Origin of the sequence: Methanobrevibacter wolinii SH, from assembly GCF_000621965.1 — an archaeon.
Lineage (GTDB): Archaea > Methanobacteriota > Methanobacteria > Methanobacteriales > Methanobacteriaceae > Methanarmilla > Methanarmilla wolinii.
Window position 1 is genome coordinate 244097 of sequence record NZ_KK211376.1, and the last position, 15977, is coordinate 260073.

Below are 15977 nucleotides of genomic sequence, written 5' to 3' on the forward strand. Positions count from 1 at the left end.
ACTAATTTCCTCCTTCTTCATTTAATGAATCTAAAAATGCATTAATTTTATTTACCATATCAAATGTTTCATCACGGTTAGTAGGATATGAAAGTTCTAATTTAGGAATATTTTTTTTACGTAAACAAAACATAGCAAGTTCATTAGTTCTTGCGCAACCAACACAACCAAAACCAATAGGTGCATCATCGATAATAATTGCTGCTTCTGCATCATCAATTAATGGGCCGATTACAGCCATCCTTCCCCTTACTCCAGAAGGAACTTCAATAGCTGCATATTTTAATCCTTTTAAAGGATCTTCCTCAGTAATATTCATAGGTGGAGAATCTATCTCAGGATCTCTTACTTTTTGAGACATTGCTTTTTGTAAAGCCAATACAGTATGGCCTTTTCTTTCAATTAAATCTCCTAAAACTAAAGAATTGGGAGGATAAATAGCTACTTTTACCATTATATCACCATAATCATATTATCTCTCTATTTTTTATATGTTTTTTATTTAATCTAATTAAGAATATTTAAAATCATGAATCTTATATGATTTTTATTTAATCTAATTAAGAATATTTAAAATTATGATTCTTCTTTGGAATCTTCTTTTTCTATTATTTCATTTACAATATCAACTAAATCATTAACAGGTACAGGTTTAGGTCTTTCAACATAAACTTCTTTAGGATGTTTTAATGCATCACCAACATCACCAAGAATCTCATATTCTTTCTCCATTTGGTGAAAACCTTCTCTAGGACCATACCTATGACCTCTACAACGTCTAGGATCTCCTGGTGGAAATCCTCTAGATTTAGTAAATATATTATAAGGATCTAATTTTCTTACTTCTTTTACTGCTTCTTCAACATATTCTCTTTTACCACTAACCATTGCACCATAACATGTCCATTTAATAGTTAAAGGTAAATTTAGTAAATGCATACGATTAGCAATTTGATTTTCACTAACATTAGCTTTAGGACCTAATATAATCATTCTAATTGCATAATCAGGATCAGATTCTTCAGCAGATAATTTAGGACTAATGCTTAAGTTCGCGGACATATAAAATCTCTCCTTCTTTTAATCTACCAATTAATTCTAAATCAGTTATAACTTTTCCAATAATATTAGTAGCTTCAAATGGTTCAGCTGTTGGACCAAAATCATTATTTGGTTCAAACCTTACACCTACTAAACCAACATTCTTTTTAACCATATTAGTTACACCAATAATACCTGCATCAATAGTATCTACATTTGGAGTATTTTCAGGAATAAGACCTTTAGCATCTTTAGAATCTCCTTCAAATATGGACATATTCATTCCAGGAAAAGCAAAATGAACTTTTAATTGACCAATTGGTTTTTCAACCAATCCAGTTAATTTTCTAAAGTACCAAACAGTTCTTGGTGCTTTATCAGTGAGTTCAATAATAGTAATATCTTTTTCAGGGTATGCAGTAGTAGTAACTTTACCTTCTTTAATAATATCTAAAGTTGATTCTGGTACTTGAGAAACAACAATTGCATCATCATCTTTAAATCCATCTCTAATTTGTTCAATACCCATAGAATCTAATAAATCATTAGCTTCTTTTTGAGTTTTATTTAATGTCATTATTCTTTGTGGATTTGATCTAATAGTGATAGTGTCACCAAATTTAGCAGAATCAATAAGTTCCATACCTTTAACAACATTACCAACAATAGTATGAGAATCTACTTCTACTCTTTCAGACCTATAAATATAAATATTACCAATTCCACTACCTGTATTTCTCATAGTAATAGTACCACGTTTACGAACCCCAGTTTCTTCAAGAGGTCTTCCAATACCTTGTAGTTGGTAAAAACCAATGAAAGAATTAGCATCATAATCTACTTTAATAACACCATCATCAATTAATGAAAATAAATGTTCTACAGAATTAGGTGAATTAAAATTTGGTTTAATTTCAACATAAGTAAATAGTTCATAACCTTCTTTCAATTCAGTGTCTAAATCATAAACAGAAGCACTATCTGTAGTAGTGGTTCTTTCAATAATTGGTTCAATATTTAAAATAGAGTCATCTTCATTTAATTTATTAAGAGTTTTTCTACCACCAATAACTTCAGCAAAAACTCCCCTATTATAATCAGGAACTCCATAAATACTATTATGTTTATCTTTAGAAAAAATAATATGAGTTGACTCATTACTAAAACCAGATAAACTTAAAATCACTTCTAAATCCATATATCTATATTCATTATGAGTAGGTTTTAAATCAGTAACAAAAGGACCAGCAGCCACCTCTGTTGAAGAAAACCATCTGATAGGACAACCAATAATCTCTTTATATTGATTTTTCCAAATATCTACAAGAGGTTTTGCCTCTTTCTTATCAGACATCTCAATAATTATACTACCTTTAGGAGTTTTAATTTTAAATTTGTTAATATTCTTCTGAATTTCCTTTTCTCCTTTAATCAAACATAGAATACTTCCAGGATTATAAGGAGCATTAGAATATTCAATAGCATCTTTAATAGTAGAGCCATCTTTAATATTTATTTCTTCTCCATTGATTTTTATTAACATAAAATCTCCTTAATTAGATTTTTAAATATAATTAATTTTATAAAAAATATCTTAAATAATTATATAAAAAGTATAATAAAAAAATCTTTCTAAATAATTAAAAAAATAATAAAAAATAACTATGTTGAAAACTTAATTTAATTTAAAAATTTAAGTTATATAAAGTAATTATTTTTAAAATAAAAAATAAATACCTCTAAAATTTAAAATATAAAAGATTAATTAATTTTAAACCAAAATTAGAGAGTATTTAAAATTAAAATATCAAAAAACTACATAACTTTAAATTAAAAATAAATATTATTTAAAATTTAAATAATTTCAACAAGTTAAAGATATTAATTTTAATAAATATTAATAATCTCCAAATTTTAAAACAGGATTTTCATCTTGTTTAAATACTGCTAATTTTTCATTTTCATTTTCTAAATAAAGTACTTTTTCATTTGTAACAGTACCAACAACATTTGTAGTTAAGGAATACTTTTCTAAATTTTTAATAATATTATCACAATTTTCACTTGGAGCTGTTAAAACAAAGCCAGCACCAGGATAAGCTTTAAGCCAAACTTCCCACGGTACATCTTCATTTTTAGGGATTTTCTCAAGATTAACAACTGCACCAACACCAGATGCCTCAAGTAACATTTCTAATGTCCCAAGAATTCCAGGATTACTAATATCTTTACCAGCAGTAGGTAATTTTTCATTTGCAATTTTATTCATAACACTTATTTGGTCTCTTACAAGCTGAAAATCTTTATTATATGTAGTATCCCAATTTAATTTAGTTTCTTCATCATAAAATCTTCCTTCTAAATCAATTGCAACAAGAACTTTATCTCCAACATTTGCACCAGAAGAAGAAATAATTTTATCTTTATCCATTATCCCAATAATTGCAACACTAACTGAATTATACTCTGCATCAGGATGGAAATGTCCCCCAACCATAGGAACATTAAATTTCTCACAACCACATTTAATTCCTTTAATTAATTCTTCAGAAACATTATCATTATTTGCAGCTAATATATTAACCATTGCAAGAGGTTTACCTCCCATTGCAGCAATATCATTTACATTTACTAAAACAGCACAATAACCTGCCCAGTAAGGATCTAATTCTATTAATTGACCCCAAATACCATCTGCTGCAAATAATATTACTTGATTATTTCCAATGTCAATTGCTGATGCATCATCACCAAAGTCTAAAAGAACATCACCAGAAATATTATAAACACTTTCTAATAAATTAGTAACCTCAGAAATAGAATTTTTTCTAGTAACGCCTTTAAAATCTTGAATTAATTTAACTAGATTAGCCAAATCCAAAAAGTACACCTTCTACTTATTTTATAAAATTTTTAAAAAAAAATTATTTAATTATGTATTTAATTTTCATGTATTTTATAATTTCCATAATTTCCAAGGAAAGTTCAGAAATAATTTCTGTTAAAGTAGATGAATCTGAAGAAACTTCAAAAAAATTATTTGAATTAAATAAGTCACTAAATATTTTATGACCTATTTTATCATCATACCCAGATTGAACTTGGAAAATTATAGAATCATTTGATTTATAACCTTTCTCAACAACCTTATCTAAATCACCATCAGTAATTCCAATAATTGGGATTTTAAACCTAAATAGAATATCAGATGCTAGAAGTGTTGTATCATCCCCAACAGTGACAATTAAATCCATATCTTTTAAACTATAAACATCTTCTGCAGCATGGTCAAGATAACCTACTTTAAAAATATTTTTACTTGAGTCATGTCCAATAATTCTTGGAGATACTTCAGCTCTTCTTAAAAGACCTGTTTTAACAATTGCTTTTTTTAGATCAATTTTTCCAAGTTTATCAACACCATGCTGCTTAATTTTACCTCCAATAATATCAACAATAATACCATCTTTACTAATAAGTATCAATGATTCACTTTCAGATTTACCAATAACTGTACCATTAACAAGAATATTTTCTCCAGGACTTACACCATGAATTTTACGTTTAACCACATCTTTTCCATATTTATTTACATCAACAGTATCTAAAACAGAGAAATGTTTTTTTTCAATTTCAGAGGGAGTAACTTCAACTATATTAAAAATAGATTTTAATTGAGACACTATATTAAATACATTATCTTTATTATTAATAGGTAAATTCCATAAAACAATAGATCCATCATCTTCCCCAGGACGTTCAATTTGTATTAATGGAATATTTTCATTAAAATTCCTTTTTAAATAATGGTTGAAAACTTTATACCCAAAAACATGCCCTGTTGTAGAAGATTTACCATAATTAAGTAAAAATATAACATCAACATTCTCATTAGCAAAAAGAGACAAAGATTCACTTGGAAGCAATTTATGTGAAATATCAATTGTATCTTCTAGAGAAGCATCAATAACTGCAGTTCTACCCATTGTACCACCTAATCTACAGTATACCTCATTATCTTTTGATAAAAAATCAATAATCTCACTTGCATAACCAGAATCTATAATGTTTGGACCATGTACAACAACACCAATTTTCATAAAACCAACTTAAATAAATTATAAAAATAGAATTAAAATACTTAAATAATAATTTTAAAAATCCATAAATTAAAATTTAAAAATATACTAAAAAACTTTTAAAATACTTAATAATAATTTTAAAAATACATAAATTAAAATTTAAAAATATACTAAAAAAACTTAATTAAAAATTTAGAGGTAAAAACTAATTTTTAATTCTTCTTTTAAATATTTTAGAACCACAAATTTCACAAACATCCTCAGGATAATCAGAAGGATATTCTTTTTTACATCCCTCACATGTTTTTATCCAATTATATACTTCATGAATACCTTCAGTAATAATTGAACTAAATGGAAGATTTATAATTTTCAAAACATTCTGAATAGAATAATCATCAGTATAAACACAAATATTTCCTTTTTTATCTTGTATTTCAAGAGCAAGAGCCAAAAGTTGTTTATCTGGATAAGATAATCTTAAATCATCACCAGATTCTGAAATAATATTATCTAATTCATTAAGATATTTATCTTCAGGGCTTTTAATTACAATCTTACCTTGATCAATACATTGATCTAAGAGAATCTTAGACTTTAAATCTTTAACTTCATATGTTATTTCAGGAACAGTAAAATTTAAATTATTTTTTGGTTCAAAACCACCGATAAAAGCAGAAGCATCTAAAATATTATACTTTTTAACCATAATAATAGATTAAATTTTTAGAATTAATAAATTTTATTATAAAAAATAAACAAAATATATGAATAATATAAAAATTAATTAATAGGAGTCAAAATATGAAAAGTCTAAGTATGGAAGAACATAAAAAACATGTTCCCACTGATGTAAAATGTGGAGTAATTACATTAAGTGATAGTAAATATGAAGATTCAAAAAATAATAAAAATACAGATATTTCTGGAGAAAATATTATAAAAATATTAGAAAAAAGAAATCATACAATAGAACAATATACAATTATTCCAGATAATAAAGATTTACTTTTAAAAACAATAAAAGAGATGAACAAAAAATCTATTGATGTTATATTTACTACTGGTGGAACTGGATTAGAATCAAGAGATATTACAATAGAAACATTAAAACCATTATATGATAAAGAAGTTCCAGGTTTTGGAGAATTATTTAGATTAAAATCATATGAAGAGTTAGGTTCAGGAGCATTATTATCAAGAGCCTCTGCAGGGGTTTATAATAAAACACTCATATTCTCAATGCCAGGATCACCAAATGCAGTTAAAACAGCTATGAATATAATTAAAGATGAAATTGCTCATATTGTAAAACATACAAGAAAATAATAAATAAATAAGTAAAATTAATTTATTTTCTTATAATATTTTATATTAGTTAAAATTCAAAATATAAGTTATAATCATATAAATTATGTTTAAATAAAATATGTAAAATTAATAATTTAATTTAAAAAATACAAAAAAATTATTTTTAACTAAAAAATTAAATTAATAATTTCAATTTAAAAAAAATATAGATAAAAATCTTAATTATAAGTTCAAAAAAAAGATTTTACTTAAAAAATAAAAAAAACAATACTAAAATAAAAGAGAAGAATCTACTTAAAAAATAAAAAAAACAATACTAAAATATTAAGTTTGTTGAAATTCTCTAAATTTAAGATACTATTTAATTCCACTATAAAAATTAAATTTTTAAGTAAAACTCTTTTCAATAGAATTAAAAAATAATCAAAAATAGAATAAATTAGAATTAGTTAATCTTTAAAAAATTCACTAACAGAAATTAACGGTTCTAATTTAATACCTTCATTTTCAAAAGCATCAATTGCTCCTTCTTCTCTATCTACAACAACAAATGCTCTTTTTACAATACCACCATTATCTTTAATAACTTTAATTGCTTTAAGAAGAGAACCACCAGTAGTAGTTACATCTTCAACTACAATAACATTATCTCCAGTATTTAATTCACCTTCAATTTGTTTTGAAGTTCCATAACCTTTTTTCTCTTTCCTAATCATCAAAAGAGGAATTTTAGTATTTAAAGAAGATGCAACAGCAATAGGAACTGCACCTAAAGCAGGCCCCGCAATTTTATCAATATTTTCGCCTTCAATTTTTTCACTAATTAATTCTGCAATTGTTTTAAGAATTTCTGGATTAGTAATAGCTTTTTTCATATTAACATAATAATCGCTTTCTTTACCAGAAGCTAAAACAAAATGTCCTTTTTCAAAAACTTTATTTTCTTTTAAAATTTTAATTAAATAATCTTTTGAAGCCATATAAATAACCTAAATAATAATTTTATATATCATATGTATCTTTGAGAATAATTTTATCCCCAACTGTTTTAACTAAATCAAATGGAATAATATCTTCACTTTTAGAAGCTCTAATTGCATTAGAAATACCTTTCTTTTTAATTACAAGTGATAAAACAGTACTAGTTTCTTTGTCAATTTCTACATCATCAACAACACCCATATTATTAACATCTGCATCTAATACTTCTTTACCAATTAAATCTTTAACTATTCTCATGATGCTTCCTCCAATATTTTAAGAAATATATTAATAATTATTATGTATTTTAAAGTATAAATAAATTTTAAAAAAAATCAAAAAATACAATATTTTAAAAAAAAGTAATAAAAACTTACTAAAAACAACAGAAAAAATACAAAAACAACAAAAAACAATTAAAACAAAAAACAAAAATAACTAAAAAATAAAAAATCTTTTTAAAAAATTTTTAAACAATATAAGCTTTAAAAATAGTCAAAAAATAATAAAAAATAAAAAAATAAAAAAATTTAATTATTCATCTCCTTTGTTCCAGTTTATTATACCATATACAACACAAATAATTAGAAATATTAATATAAGGACATAACATCCCCAAATCATTGGATCTTCAATACCTAAAACCATCATATTATCACCTAATCAATTCCTTTAAAAGATTTATTAATTAATTCTTCATCTAATGGTTTAGTCATTAAACTTACAATAATTAAAAATATTGCAGATATTGGTACTCCAAATATTAATGGATCAATAGAAGGCCAAGGCATTGCTTGTATTAAAAATGGTTGACCAGTTATGAATTTACAAATACCTAAAGTTGCTGCTGTTTTTTTATATACAAATAATAAACAGAATAAACTAGTACACAAACCAGAGACAACTCCTGCAATAGCTCCTGCTTTAGTAGTGCCTTTCCAATATATAGATGCAATATATAATGGTAAAAATGCAGCTGCACAAATACCCATAAATAAAGAAGTACCTAATGCAATAATACTTGATGGTAATATATAACCAAGTAATAATGAGATAATTACAGCAATAAGAATACCAATCTTAGTAGTGCTAATTAAAGAATCATTATTCAATTTTTTTAATGAACCTACTACATCACTACCAAGTGCAGTTCCTTGAGTATGATATAATGCAGATAAAGTACTCATTGCTGCTGCAAGTAATGTTAATAAAAATATATAAACAAACCATTCTGGAAGTGCCATATTAATGAATGTAGGTATAATCTTATCAATATTTCCCCCCACAACTTGAACTGCCGTTTTACCTAATTTTTGATAGAAATATACATTAGATAATGAACCTACAACATATGCAGTAACAGGCATTACAGCAATAAATATTCCACCAATTAAAACAGATCTATTTAATTCTTTGTCAGATTTAACAGTCATAAAACGTACAATTAATTGAGGTTGAGCAATAGTACCAATACCTACACCCATAATTAATGTAGATACTAAATACCACCAGAAAGGACTTCCAAATTTAGGGAAACTAGTCCAACCAGTACCACCTTGAGCAAGTGCTTCTTTAGGATATAGTGGAGCCATGTTTGTTAATGCCATATTTGCATGACTTATTCCACCTAATTGCCAAAATGTGAAGAATAATAAAAAGATCATTCCACAAAACATGATAGTACCTTGTAAAGCATCAGTATACATAACACCTTTAATACCACCATAAAATACATACATTGCAATAATTATAGATAAAATAAGTAATGCTAATTGGAAATTAATTGAAAGTGATGTTTCCATAAATCTTGCTGCTCCAATAAGTACAACAGAAGAATATAAAGTCATACCTAAAAATATAATAAGTCCTGCAAATATTTTTAAAAACTTACTATTATATCTAAGAGATAGAAAATCTGGAAACGTAACTGATTTCAAGTTAGCACCAATTCTACGTGTTCTTTTACCTAAAAACACAAATGCTATAAATATACCAACTACTAAATTCAAAAGAGCAAGCCATAAAATACTCATACCATATTGACCTGCAATACCCCCAAAACCAACAATTGCAGCTGTAGAAATAAATGTTGCACCATAACTTAATGCCATAACATAAGGATGAGTATCTCTACCTGCAATCAAATAATCTTCAGAGGAATCAGTTCTTTTATATGCAACATAACCTACAAATACAACCATAAATAAGTAGACTATGAAAACAATACTTAATATTAAATAATTCATTTTAAACCTCTAAATTTAATCAAAAAAATAATAAAAACTAAAATAATTTATTAACTTCCAGATAAACAAATGAATAAAAAATAGAACAAGAATCCCACTTTAAATTAATCTCAAAAATTATACCATTTTAAAAAACATTTTCTCAAAGTTAATAATTTTAGTTGATTCATAAAATATAGGTATATGAAAATTATCATAAAAATTTAAACAAGACAAAAAATATTTTTTTAAAATATCTCATATAAAAATTCATTAAAAAATTTTCTACATTATTAAATAACAATTATAAAATATATAAATTTTTAGATTTAAATTAAAATATTTATAAAAATTATTAATAAACCATATAAAATATAAAAATTATTCAATAATCAAATAAATTAAAATTTAAATAGTAATTTAAAATATATATTACTATAATATAAATTATTGAAAAAATAATTTTCATTTTTATTACTATAAAAAGTACAACCAAGTGATATAATGATATGGAATGAAAAAATGGAATGTATGAATCTTGAAGAAAGGAAAGAGTTACAACTTAAAAGATTAAAAAAAACCGTTCAAAGAGCATATCATGAAGTACCTTTTTATCATAAAAGATTTGATGAAATAGGACTTAAACCAGAAGATATTCAAAGTTTAGAAGATATTCAAAAAATACCATTTACAACTAAAGATGATTTAAGAGCAGCATATCCATTTGATATGGTTGCAGCAGAACCTGAAGATATTGTTGAAATTCATGCTTCATCAGGTACTACAGGTACTGCAACAGTAACATGTTATACTGAAAAAGACATTGACATATGGGCAGAAATAACTGCAAGAGCTATTGGAATGGCTGGAGGATTAAGAAAAGATAAAATCCAGAATTGTTATGGATATGGATTATTTACTGGAGGATTTGGTATTGACCATGGTGCTAAAAAATTCGGTGCAACTGTTATACCTATGTCATCAGGAAACACAAAAAGACAACTTGAAATTATGAGAGATTTTAAAAGTGATATTTTAACTTGTACTCCATCATATGCAATGTATCTTGGTGAAGCACTTGAAGAAGAAGGATATGGTCCTGAAGATATTAACCTTAAATCTGGAATTTTCGGTGCAGAAATGTGGACTGAAGAATTAAGACATAGAATTGAAGAAAAATTAGGAATTAAAGCATTAAACATCTATGGTCTTACTGAGGTTATGGGGCCTGGAGTAGCAAATGAATGTGAAGAACAAACAGGTATGCATATACAAGAAGATCATTTTTATCCAGAAATTATTAATCCAAAAACATTAGAAGTTTTAGGAGACAATGAAAAAGGTGAACTTGTTTTAACATGTCTTACAAAAACTGGAATGCCAATTTTAAGATTTAGAACTAAAGATGTAACTTCACTTGTACATGGAAAATGTTCCTGTGGAAGAACAACAGTTAAAATGACTCGTATTACAGGAAGAACTGATGATATGTTCAAAATTAGAGGAGTAATGGTTTTCCCATCACAAATTGAAAGAGGATTACTTAAAGTAAGTAACTCTAGCCCTAATTACCAAATACACATTACAAGACCTGGAACTTTAGATGAAGTTGAAGTTAAAGTTGAAATTACTCCCGAACTATTTTCAGATGAGATGAAAGATTTAGATAAACTCGAAGCTAAAATAGCTAAAAGTATTGGAAAAGAAATTGGACTTAGAGTAAATGTTACATTAGTTGAACCAGGATCACTTCCAAGAAGTGAAGGTAAAGCTATTCGTGTAATTGATGAAAGAAATTTTGAATAGGTGATACTATGGTAGTAAAACAAATTTCAATATTTATTGAAAATACTGAAGGAAGAATTAAAAAAGCAATTAATTCTATTTCTTCAAAAGGGATTAACATACGTGCATTATCTGTAGCAGATGGATCAAAATTTGGAATTTTAAGATTAATTGTAACAGATAATAAAAAATCTAAAGAACTTCTTGAAAAAGAAGGTTTTATTGTAAGAGAAACAGAAGTTATAGTTATTGGAATTCCAGATAAACCAAATGGACTAAATGAACTTCTTGAAACATTAGAAACAGAAAAAATCAATCTCGAATACATATATGCATTTGCAAATAATAAAACTGATGAAGCAGTAGTTGTAATAAAAGTAGAAGATTATGAAAAAGCTAAAAAACTTTTAGAAAGCAAAAATGCACATTTATTCGATGAAGAAGATATTGAAAACTTATAAAGTTTTTAATATTTTCTCAAAATTTTTAAATAATTATAAACCTTATATTTAATAAAAAATTTAATTATAAACTACTTTTAAAATAAGAAACTAATTTTCTAAAGAAAACCACAAAGCAAATAAAAAACTAATTCTAAAAGATATAAACCATAAAACACTTAAAAAAAACTAATTTTTAAAAAAAATTATAAAAAAATACAAAATTTAAAACAAAACATAAAAATTATTACAATTATAAAAAAATTAAATTATATATTAAATTAATTTAAAGATGATGAAATAAGTTAATCATCATCAACTAATTCAACTTTAATATCTTCATCATCAAATTCATAAGAATCATTAATTTCTTTAAGATTTTTTAACTCTTCAACTAATTCTCCACTTTCTAATAAATGCATAAAACCATTAAAGAAATAATTCCACTCTTCTTGTTCTTCTTCATCACAGATAAATGTAGTATTCTCCCTTAACTCTGCAGGATTATCTGTCCAATCTGAACCAGTATAAAATTCTTGATTCTCTACTTCACCATCATCATCATAATCAATAGCCATTTGAATCTCACAATCTGCTGAACTAGACAAATTAGTTAATTTAAATTCAGGCATATTGAACCACCTTAATATTTTTTTGTTTTAAAGAAAATAAATTCAATTAAAAATTAATTGAATATTACATATAAAATTATCCATTTAATTTTAAGAACTGCATAAAAACACTTCTTCTTTTAAATGAAACTAAATTCAATTTAAGATTAATTAAATATTACATATAAAATTATCTATTTAATTTCAAGTGAAATATATATAAATAAGCTATATTTCTTTTAATAATTCAAGTAATTCTTCTCTAGTATAACCTAATTTTACAAATAAAGTCTTAAGTGATTCAGACTCATCTACTTCAATTTCATTCCATTTTTTAAAATCATTATTAATAATTGCATTTATTATTAATTGTATAGTAATTAAATCATCACTATCAATAGCAACTAATACATCTTTATCTTTAAATTCATTATTAGAATCAAATAAATTGAATTCATTAATTCCATTATTGTTTCTTTTAATAATAGCATTTTTAATTTTATATGACATTTCCTCACCTAATATTAACTTTATAATAATTAATATTAAAATTTTTTTAAAATAAAATTTAAAATATTAAAAATAAAAACACGAAAAAAATCAGAATATTTAAAAATTTAAGCTCTTAAATCAAGTTATTTTAAAATTAAAAATAAAATATAGTTTAATTTCAAATTATTCCATATAAAATGAAAAACAGAAAAATTCGATGAATAATAAATTAAAAGAATAAAAACAAAAGAATTTATAAAAAAACCTATAAAAAAATAGAAAAAAAACCTAAAAACCTAATAAAAATAGAAAAAATAAAAAATAAATATTAATTTAAAACTAATATTTACTGTTTAACTGCATTATATCCTAATTCAAAAGCTTTAATATTCATTTTATGGTATTTTTCTTTAAGGTTGTTTTTCATTGCATCAATAACTAAATCTTTTGAAATAGGGAAAGATTTAACTGCAACTGCTGAACCAAGTAACGCCATATTTAAAGATAAAATACTTCCAGCTTCTTTAGCATAATTATTTCCATCAACAGGATGAACATTATTAAAATTCTGTTTCAAAGCATTTATCATTGAATCAACATTAGGATAAGATTGTTTTGAACTTGCAAGTTGTGCAGGAACAACAGGAGTAGTATTAAATACTAAATAAGTGTCTTTATTTGCTTTATGTAATCCTCTAATAACCTCAGAAGGTTCAAATCCAAGAATCATGTCTGCAGTATGATTTTCTAATATAGAACTTTTAAAATCACCTATTTTAAGTTCTGTAGAAACAGAACCTCCTCTTTGAGACATTCCATGAATTTCACTCATAACTACATTATAACCTTCATTCATTACTGCTTCACCAATAATAGTAGAAGTCTTAATAATTCCTTGACCTCCAACACCACAAATATAAATTGAATAATTATTTTCACTCATGATAATACCTCACTCTTGTGTTTGTTCAAAACCACCATATTGACAGATTTGCATACAAATAGAACAACCAGTACACATAGATTGATTAACTACAATTTTACCATCAATTTTACTAATTGCAGGACATGCTAATTCATTAATACAAGTATCACAATTAGTACATTTATCATAATTTACATAAACTGGTGGTTTTTTATGGAATCCTTTAATTAAAGTACATGGAGATTTTGCAATAATTACAGAAACACCATCATTTTCAAATGCTTTTTTATATGTATCCACTGTTTGTTTTAAATTTAAAGGATTTACTACCCTAACAAAACTTGCTTTTGAAGCTTTTGCAAGTTCACGTATAGAAATTTCAGGTGCTTCATCACCCATACCATCTACAGGCATTCCAGGATTAGGTTGACCTCCAGTCATTGCAGTGATACGATTATCAAGTACAGTTACAATGAACTTATGTTTATTATGTGCACCATTAATAAGAGGAGCCACACCACTATGGAAAAAAGTAGAATCTCCAATGAAACTCATAACCATCTGATCAGTAGATACACTAAATCCACAACCATCACCAATACTTGAACCCATACTTAAAAGATAATCTGCTTCCCTATATGGTGCATTAATACCTAAAGTATAACAACCAATATCAGATGCAAAAATAACATCATCTTGAGATATTTTAGATTCTTTTAATGCTTGTTTTACAGCATAATAAGTAGCCCTATGTGAACAACCAGGACATAATGTAGGTGCTCTTCCAGGTAAATTTTCCATGATTTGTTTAAGATCTTCAGTTTTTGCAAAACATCTTTTCTCAGTTTCATAATCTAAAGCATTTGACATACCTTTTCTTATGATATCACAATTAAATTCTTTAAATTTAGGGAAAGTTCCATCAAATTTACCATGAACTGGTATTGAAAGACCATTTGAACCAATTACAACTAAAACATCTCTTTCAATAATAGGATCAACTTCTTCAACAACAAATATTTGATCTAAATCTTTAACAAAATCTAAAATTAAATCATTTGGAGCTGGATAAGAAAGTCCTAATTTTAAGAAATTAGCTTCTATATTATCTTCATTTACAACATCATATACATAATTAAATGCACTACTTGATGAAATTACTCCAATTTTAGCATTTTCACTAATAGTAATTACTTGATTAAATTCAGAATCTGCTGCTTTTTTAGAGAAATCATCTATTTTATTAACTAGTCTTTCATGCATTCCTGCAGAATTTGCAGGTACTGGAACATATGCTTCAGGATTTTTATTAAAGTGACCAAGATTCCAATGATTTTCACTTTCTTTACCATTATGTTTTCTAATATCTCCAAGTTCAACAATTCCCCTCATATGAGAAACACGAGTAGTAGTTCTTACAATAACTGGAATTTCAAGTTTTTCAGAAAGATTAAAACCATAAACCATCATATCTTTTACTTCTTGTGGATTAGATGGTTCAAGTACAGGAATATTTGCAAGACGAGCATAATTTCTTGTATCTTGTTCATTTTGTGATGAAAACACTGATGGATCATCTGCTACTAATATAACCATTCCACCATGAACACCAGAATAACCAGTTGTAACAAATGAATCTGCTGCTACATTTAAACCAACATGTTTCATAAATGTAAAAGATCTAAGACCAGAAACAGCTGAAGTAGCTGCTACTTCCATAGCTACTTTTTCATTAGTTGAAAACTCAAAATAAATACCTGCATCTTTAGCAACAACAGATAAAATATTTCCAATTTCAGAAGAAGGAGTTCCAGGATAAGTTGCTGCAACAGATAAACCTGCTTCAATAGCTCCTCTTACTGCTGCTTCATTACCTAGTAAAAATAATTTATCTCCTTTTTTACCATTAACTAATTGTTCATAACCCATAAACTTACCTCAATATTTATAAAAAGTTATTAAAAATAATAATAAATTAATTATACTTTTAAATTTGTAAATTAGATAAATAAAGAATTTTATCATGAATCAAAATTAAATTTAATAAAAAAAATTCTAAAAAATAAAGAATTTTTACAAATCAA

17 protein-coding genes are annotated in these 15977 nt (G+C 25.6%); 3 read left to right on the forward strand and 14 right to left on the reverse strand.

What is annotated here, in order from left to right; all coding sequences use genetic code 11:
* Position 1 precedes the first annotated feature (1 nt).
* The 6 genes from T523_RS06265 to T523_RS06290 form a co-directional block, all read right to left on the reverse strand.
* Positions 2 to 454 carry a methanogenesis marker 5 protein gene (locus T523_RS06265; RefSeq protein ID WP_042708070.1) on the reverse strand — a complete coding sequence of 151 codons (453 nt, stop codon included), beginning with the start codon at positions 452 to 454 and terminating at the stop codon, positions 2 to 4.
* A gap of 122 nt (positions 455 to 576) precedes the next feature.
* Positions 577 to 1062, reverse strand: a complete 486-nt coding sequence (locus T523_RS06270; protein ID WP_042708071.1) for a methanogenesis marker 6 protein — start codon at positions 1060 to 1062, stop codon at positions 577 to 579.
* The gene (gene mmp3 / locus T523_RS06275; protein WP_042708072.1) at positions 1040 to 2584 is read right to left on the reverse strand and encodes a methyl-coenzyme M reductase-associated protein Mmp3; all 1545 of its coding nucleotides are present in this window, start codon (positions 2582 to 2584) and stop codon (positions 1040 to 1042) included. Before mmp3 ends, T523_RS06270 begins: the two co-directional genes overlap by 23 nt.
* Before the next feature lie 354 nt (positions 2585 to 2938).
* Positions 2939 to 3922 carry a methanogenesis marker 2 protein gene (locus T523_RS06280; RefSeq protein ID WP_042708073.1) on the reverse strand — a complete coding sequence of 328 codons (984 nt, stop codon included), beginning with the start codon at positions 3920 to 3922 and terminating at the stop codon, positions 2939 to 2941.
* Positions 3923 to 3965: 43 nt separating this feature from the next.
* Positions 3966 to 5141, reverse strand: a complete 1176-nt coding sequence (locus T523_RS06285) for a DUF2117 domain-containing protein (RefSeq protein WP_042708075.1) — start codon at positions 5139 to 5141, stop codon at positions 3966 to 3968.
* A gap of 187 nt (positions 5142 to 5328) precedes the next feature.
* Positions 5329 to 5832 (reverse strand): PIN domain-containing protein, encoded by a 504-nt coding sequence (locus T523_RS06290; protein ID WP_042708076.1) that lies wholly within the window; start codon positions 5830 to 5832, stop codon positions 5329 to 5331.
* Between the two features lie 95 nt (positions 5833 to 5927).
* Between T523_RS06290 and T523_RS06295 the strand changes: the two genes are divergently transcribed.
* Positions 5928 to 6452, forward strand: a complete 525-nt coding sequence (locus T523_RS06295) for a MogA/MoaB family molybdenum cofactor biosynthesis protein (RefSeq protein ID WP_042708077.1) — start codon at positions 5928 to 5930, stop codon at positions 6450 to 6452.
* A 431-nt stretch (positions 6453 to 6883) separates the two neighbouring features.
* Here T523_RS06295 and pyrE read toward each other — a convergent pair whose 3' ends face one another.
* The 4 genes from pyrE to T523_RS06310 all read right to left on the reverse strand — a co-directional run bounded on the left by pyrE (position 6884) and on the right by T523_RS06310 (position 9661).
* A complete protein-coding gene (gene pyrE / locus T523_RS06300) occupies positions 6884 to 7414 on the reverse strand; it encodes an orotate phosphoribosyltransferase (RefSeq protein WP_042708078.1) in 531 nt (176 codons plus the stop codon).
* Positions 7415 to 7436: 22 nt separating this feature from the next.
* The gene (locus T523_RS06305; RefSeq protein ID WP_042708079.1) at positions 7437 to 7673 is read right to left on the reverse strand and encodes a PRC-barrel domain-containing protein; all 237 of its coding nucleotides are present in this window, start codon (positions 7671 to 7673) and stop codon (positions 7437 to 7439) included.
* Positions 7674 to 7949: 276 nt separating this feature from the next.
* Entirely contained in the window at positions 7950 to 8066 is a 117-nt protein-coding gene (locus T523_RS09375; protein WP_332248289.1) for a symporter small accessory protein, read from the reverse strand.
* Positions 8067 to 8074: 8 nt separating this feature from the next.
* Positions 8075 to 9661 (reverse strand): sodium:solute symporter family protein, encoded by a 1587-nt coding sequence (locus T523_RS06310; protein ID WP_042708080.1) that lies wholly within the window; start codon positions 9659 to 9661, stop codon positions 8075 to 8077.
* 483 nt (positions 9662 to 10144) lie between these two features.
* Between T523_RS06310 and T523_RS06315 the strand changes: the two genes are divergently transcribed.
* On the forward strand, positions 10145 to 11446 hold the full coding sequence (locus T523_RS06315; protein ID WP_042708081.1) for a phenylacetate--CoA ligase family protein: 1302 nt from the start codon (positions 10145 to 10147) through the stop codon (positions 11444 to 11446).
* A gap of 8 nt (positions 11447 to 11454) precedes the next feature.
* Positions 11455 to 11886: an acetolactate synthase gene (locus T523_RS06320; protein WP_042708082.1), complete on the forward strand. Its 432-nt coding sequence runs from the start codon at positions 11455 to 11457 to the stop codon at positions 11884 to 11886.
* Between the two features lie 284 nt (positions 11887 to 12170).
* Here T523_RS06320 and T523_RS06325 read toward each other — a convergent pair whose 3' ends face one another.
* The 4 genes from T523_RS06325 to iorA form a co-directional block, all read right to left on the reverse strand.
* Positions 12171 to 12497 carry a hypothetical protein gene (locus T523_RS06325; protein WP_042708083.1) on the reverse strand — a complete coding sequence of 109 codons (327 nt, stop codon included), beginning with the start codon at positions 12495 to 12497 and terminating at the stop codon, positions 12171 to 12173.
* Positions 12498 to 12704: 207 nt separating this feature from the next.
* A complete protein-coding gene (locus tag T523_RS06330; RefSeq protein ID WP_042708084.1) occupies positions 12705 to 12986 on the reverse strand; it encodes a hypothetical protein in 282 nt (93 codons plus the stop codon).
* Between the two features lie 328 nt (positions 12987 to 13314).
* On the reverse strand, positions 13315 to 13911 hold the full coding sequence (locus T523_RS06335) for an indolepyruvate oxidoreductase subunit beta (protein WP_042708086.1): 597 nt from the start codon (positions 13909 to 13911) through the stop codon (positions 13315 to 13317).
* Between the two features lie 9 nt (positions 13912 to 13920).
* Complete coding sequence (iorA, locus tag T523_RS06340) at positions 13921 to 15822, reverse strand: indolepyruvate ferredoxin oxidoreductase subunit alpha (protein ID WP_042708087.1); 1902 nt, start codon at positions 15820 to 15822, stop codon at positions 13921 to 13923.
* Between the last annotated feature and the right edge of the window lie 155 nt (positions 15823 to 15977).

Excerpts from the sequence above, each read along its gene's own strand:
- T523_RS09375 (WP_332248289.1), bottom strand. The coding sequence starts at position 8,066 with ATGATGGTTTTAGGTATTGAAGATCCAATGATTTGGGGATGTTATGTC.
- mmp3 (WP_042708072.1), bottom strand. The coding sequence starts at position 2,584 with ATGTTAATAAAAATCAATGGAGAAGAAATAAATATTAAAGATGGCTCT.
- T523_RS06335 (WP_042708086.1), bottom strand. The coding sequence starts at position 13,911 with ATGAGTGAAAATAATTATTCAATTTATATTTGTGGTGTTGGAGGTCAA.
- pyrE (WP_042708078.1), bottom strand. The coding sequence starts at position 7,414 with ATGGCTTCAAAAGATTATTTAATTAAAATTTTAAAAGAAAATAAAGTT.
- T523_RS06315 (WP_042708081.1), top strand. The coding sequence starts at position 10,145 with ATGATATGGAATGAAAAAATGGAATGTATGAATCTTGAAGAAAGGAAA.
- T523_RS06310 (WP_042708080.1), bottom strand. The coding sequence starts at position 9,661 with ATGAATTATTTAATATTAAGTATTGTTTTCATAGTCTACTTATTTATG.
- T523_RS06325 (WP_042708083.1), bottom strand. The coding sequence starts at position 12,497 with ATGCCTGAATTTAAATTAACTAATTTGTCTAGTTCAGCAGATTGTGAG.
- T523_RS06320 (WP_042708082.1), top strand. The coding sequence starts at position 11,455 with ATGGTAGTAAAACAAATTTCAATATTTATTGAAAATACTGAAGGAAGA.
- T523_RS06305 (WP_042708079.1), bottom strand. The coding sequence starts at position 7,673 with ATGAGAATAGTTAAAGATTTAATTGGTAAAGAAGTATTAGATGCAGAT.
- T523_RS06270 (WP_042708071.1), bottom strand. The coding sequence starts at position 1,062 with ATGTCCGCGAACTTAAGCATTAGTCCTAAATTATCTGCTGAAGAATCT.
- T523_RS06265 (WP_042708070.1), bottom strand. The coding sequence starts at position 454 with ATGGTAAAAGTAGCTATTTATCCTCCCAATTCTTTAGTTTTAGGAGAT.
- T523_RS06330 (WP_042708084.1), bottom strand. The coding sequence starts at position 12,986 with ATGTCATATAAAATTAAAAATGCTATTATTAAAAGAAACAATAATGGA.
- T523_RS06290 (WP_042708076.1), bottom strand. The coding sequence starts at position 5,832 with ATGGTTAAAAAGTATAATATTTTAGATGCTTCTGCTTTTATCGGTGGT.
- T523_RS06295 (WP_042708077.1), top strand. The coding sequence starts at position 5,928 with ATGAAAAGTCTAAGTATGGAAGAACATAAAAAACATGTTCCCACTGAT.
- iorA (WP_042708087.1), bottom strand. The coding sequence starts at position 15,822 with ATGGGTTATGAACAATTAGTTAATGGTAAAAAAGGAGATAAATTATTT.
- T523_RS06285 (WP_042708075.1), bottom strand. The coding sequence starts at position 5,141 with ATGAAAATTGGTGTTGTTGTACATGGTCCAAACATTATAGATTCTGGT.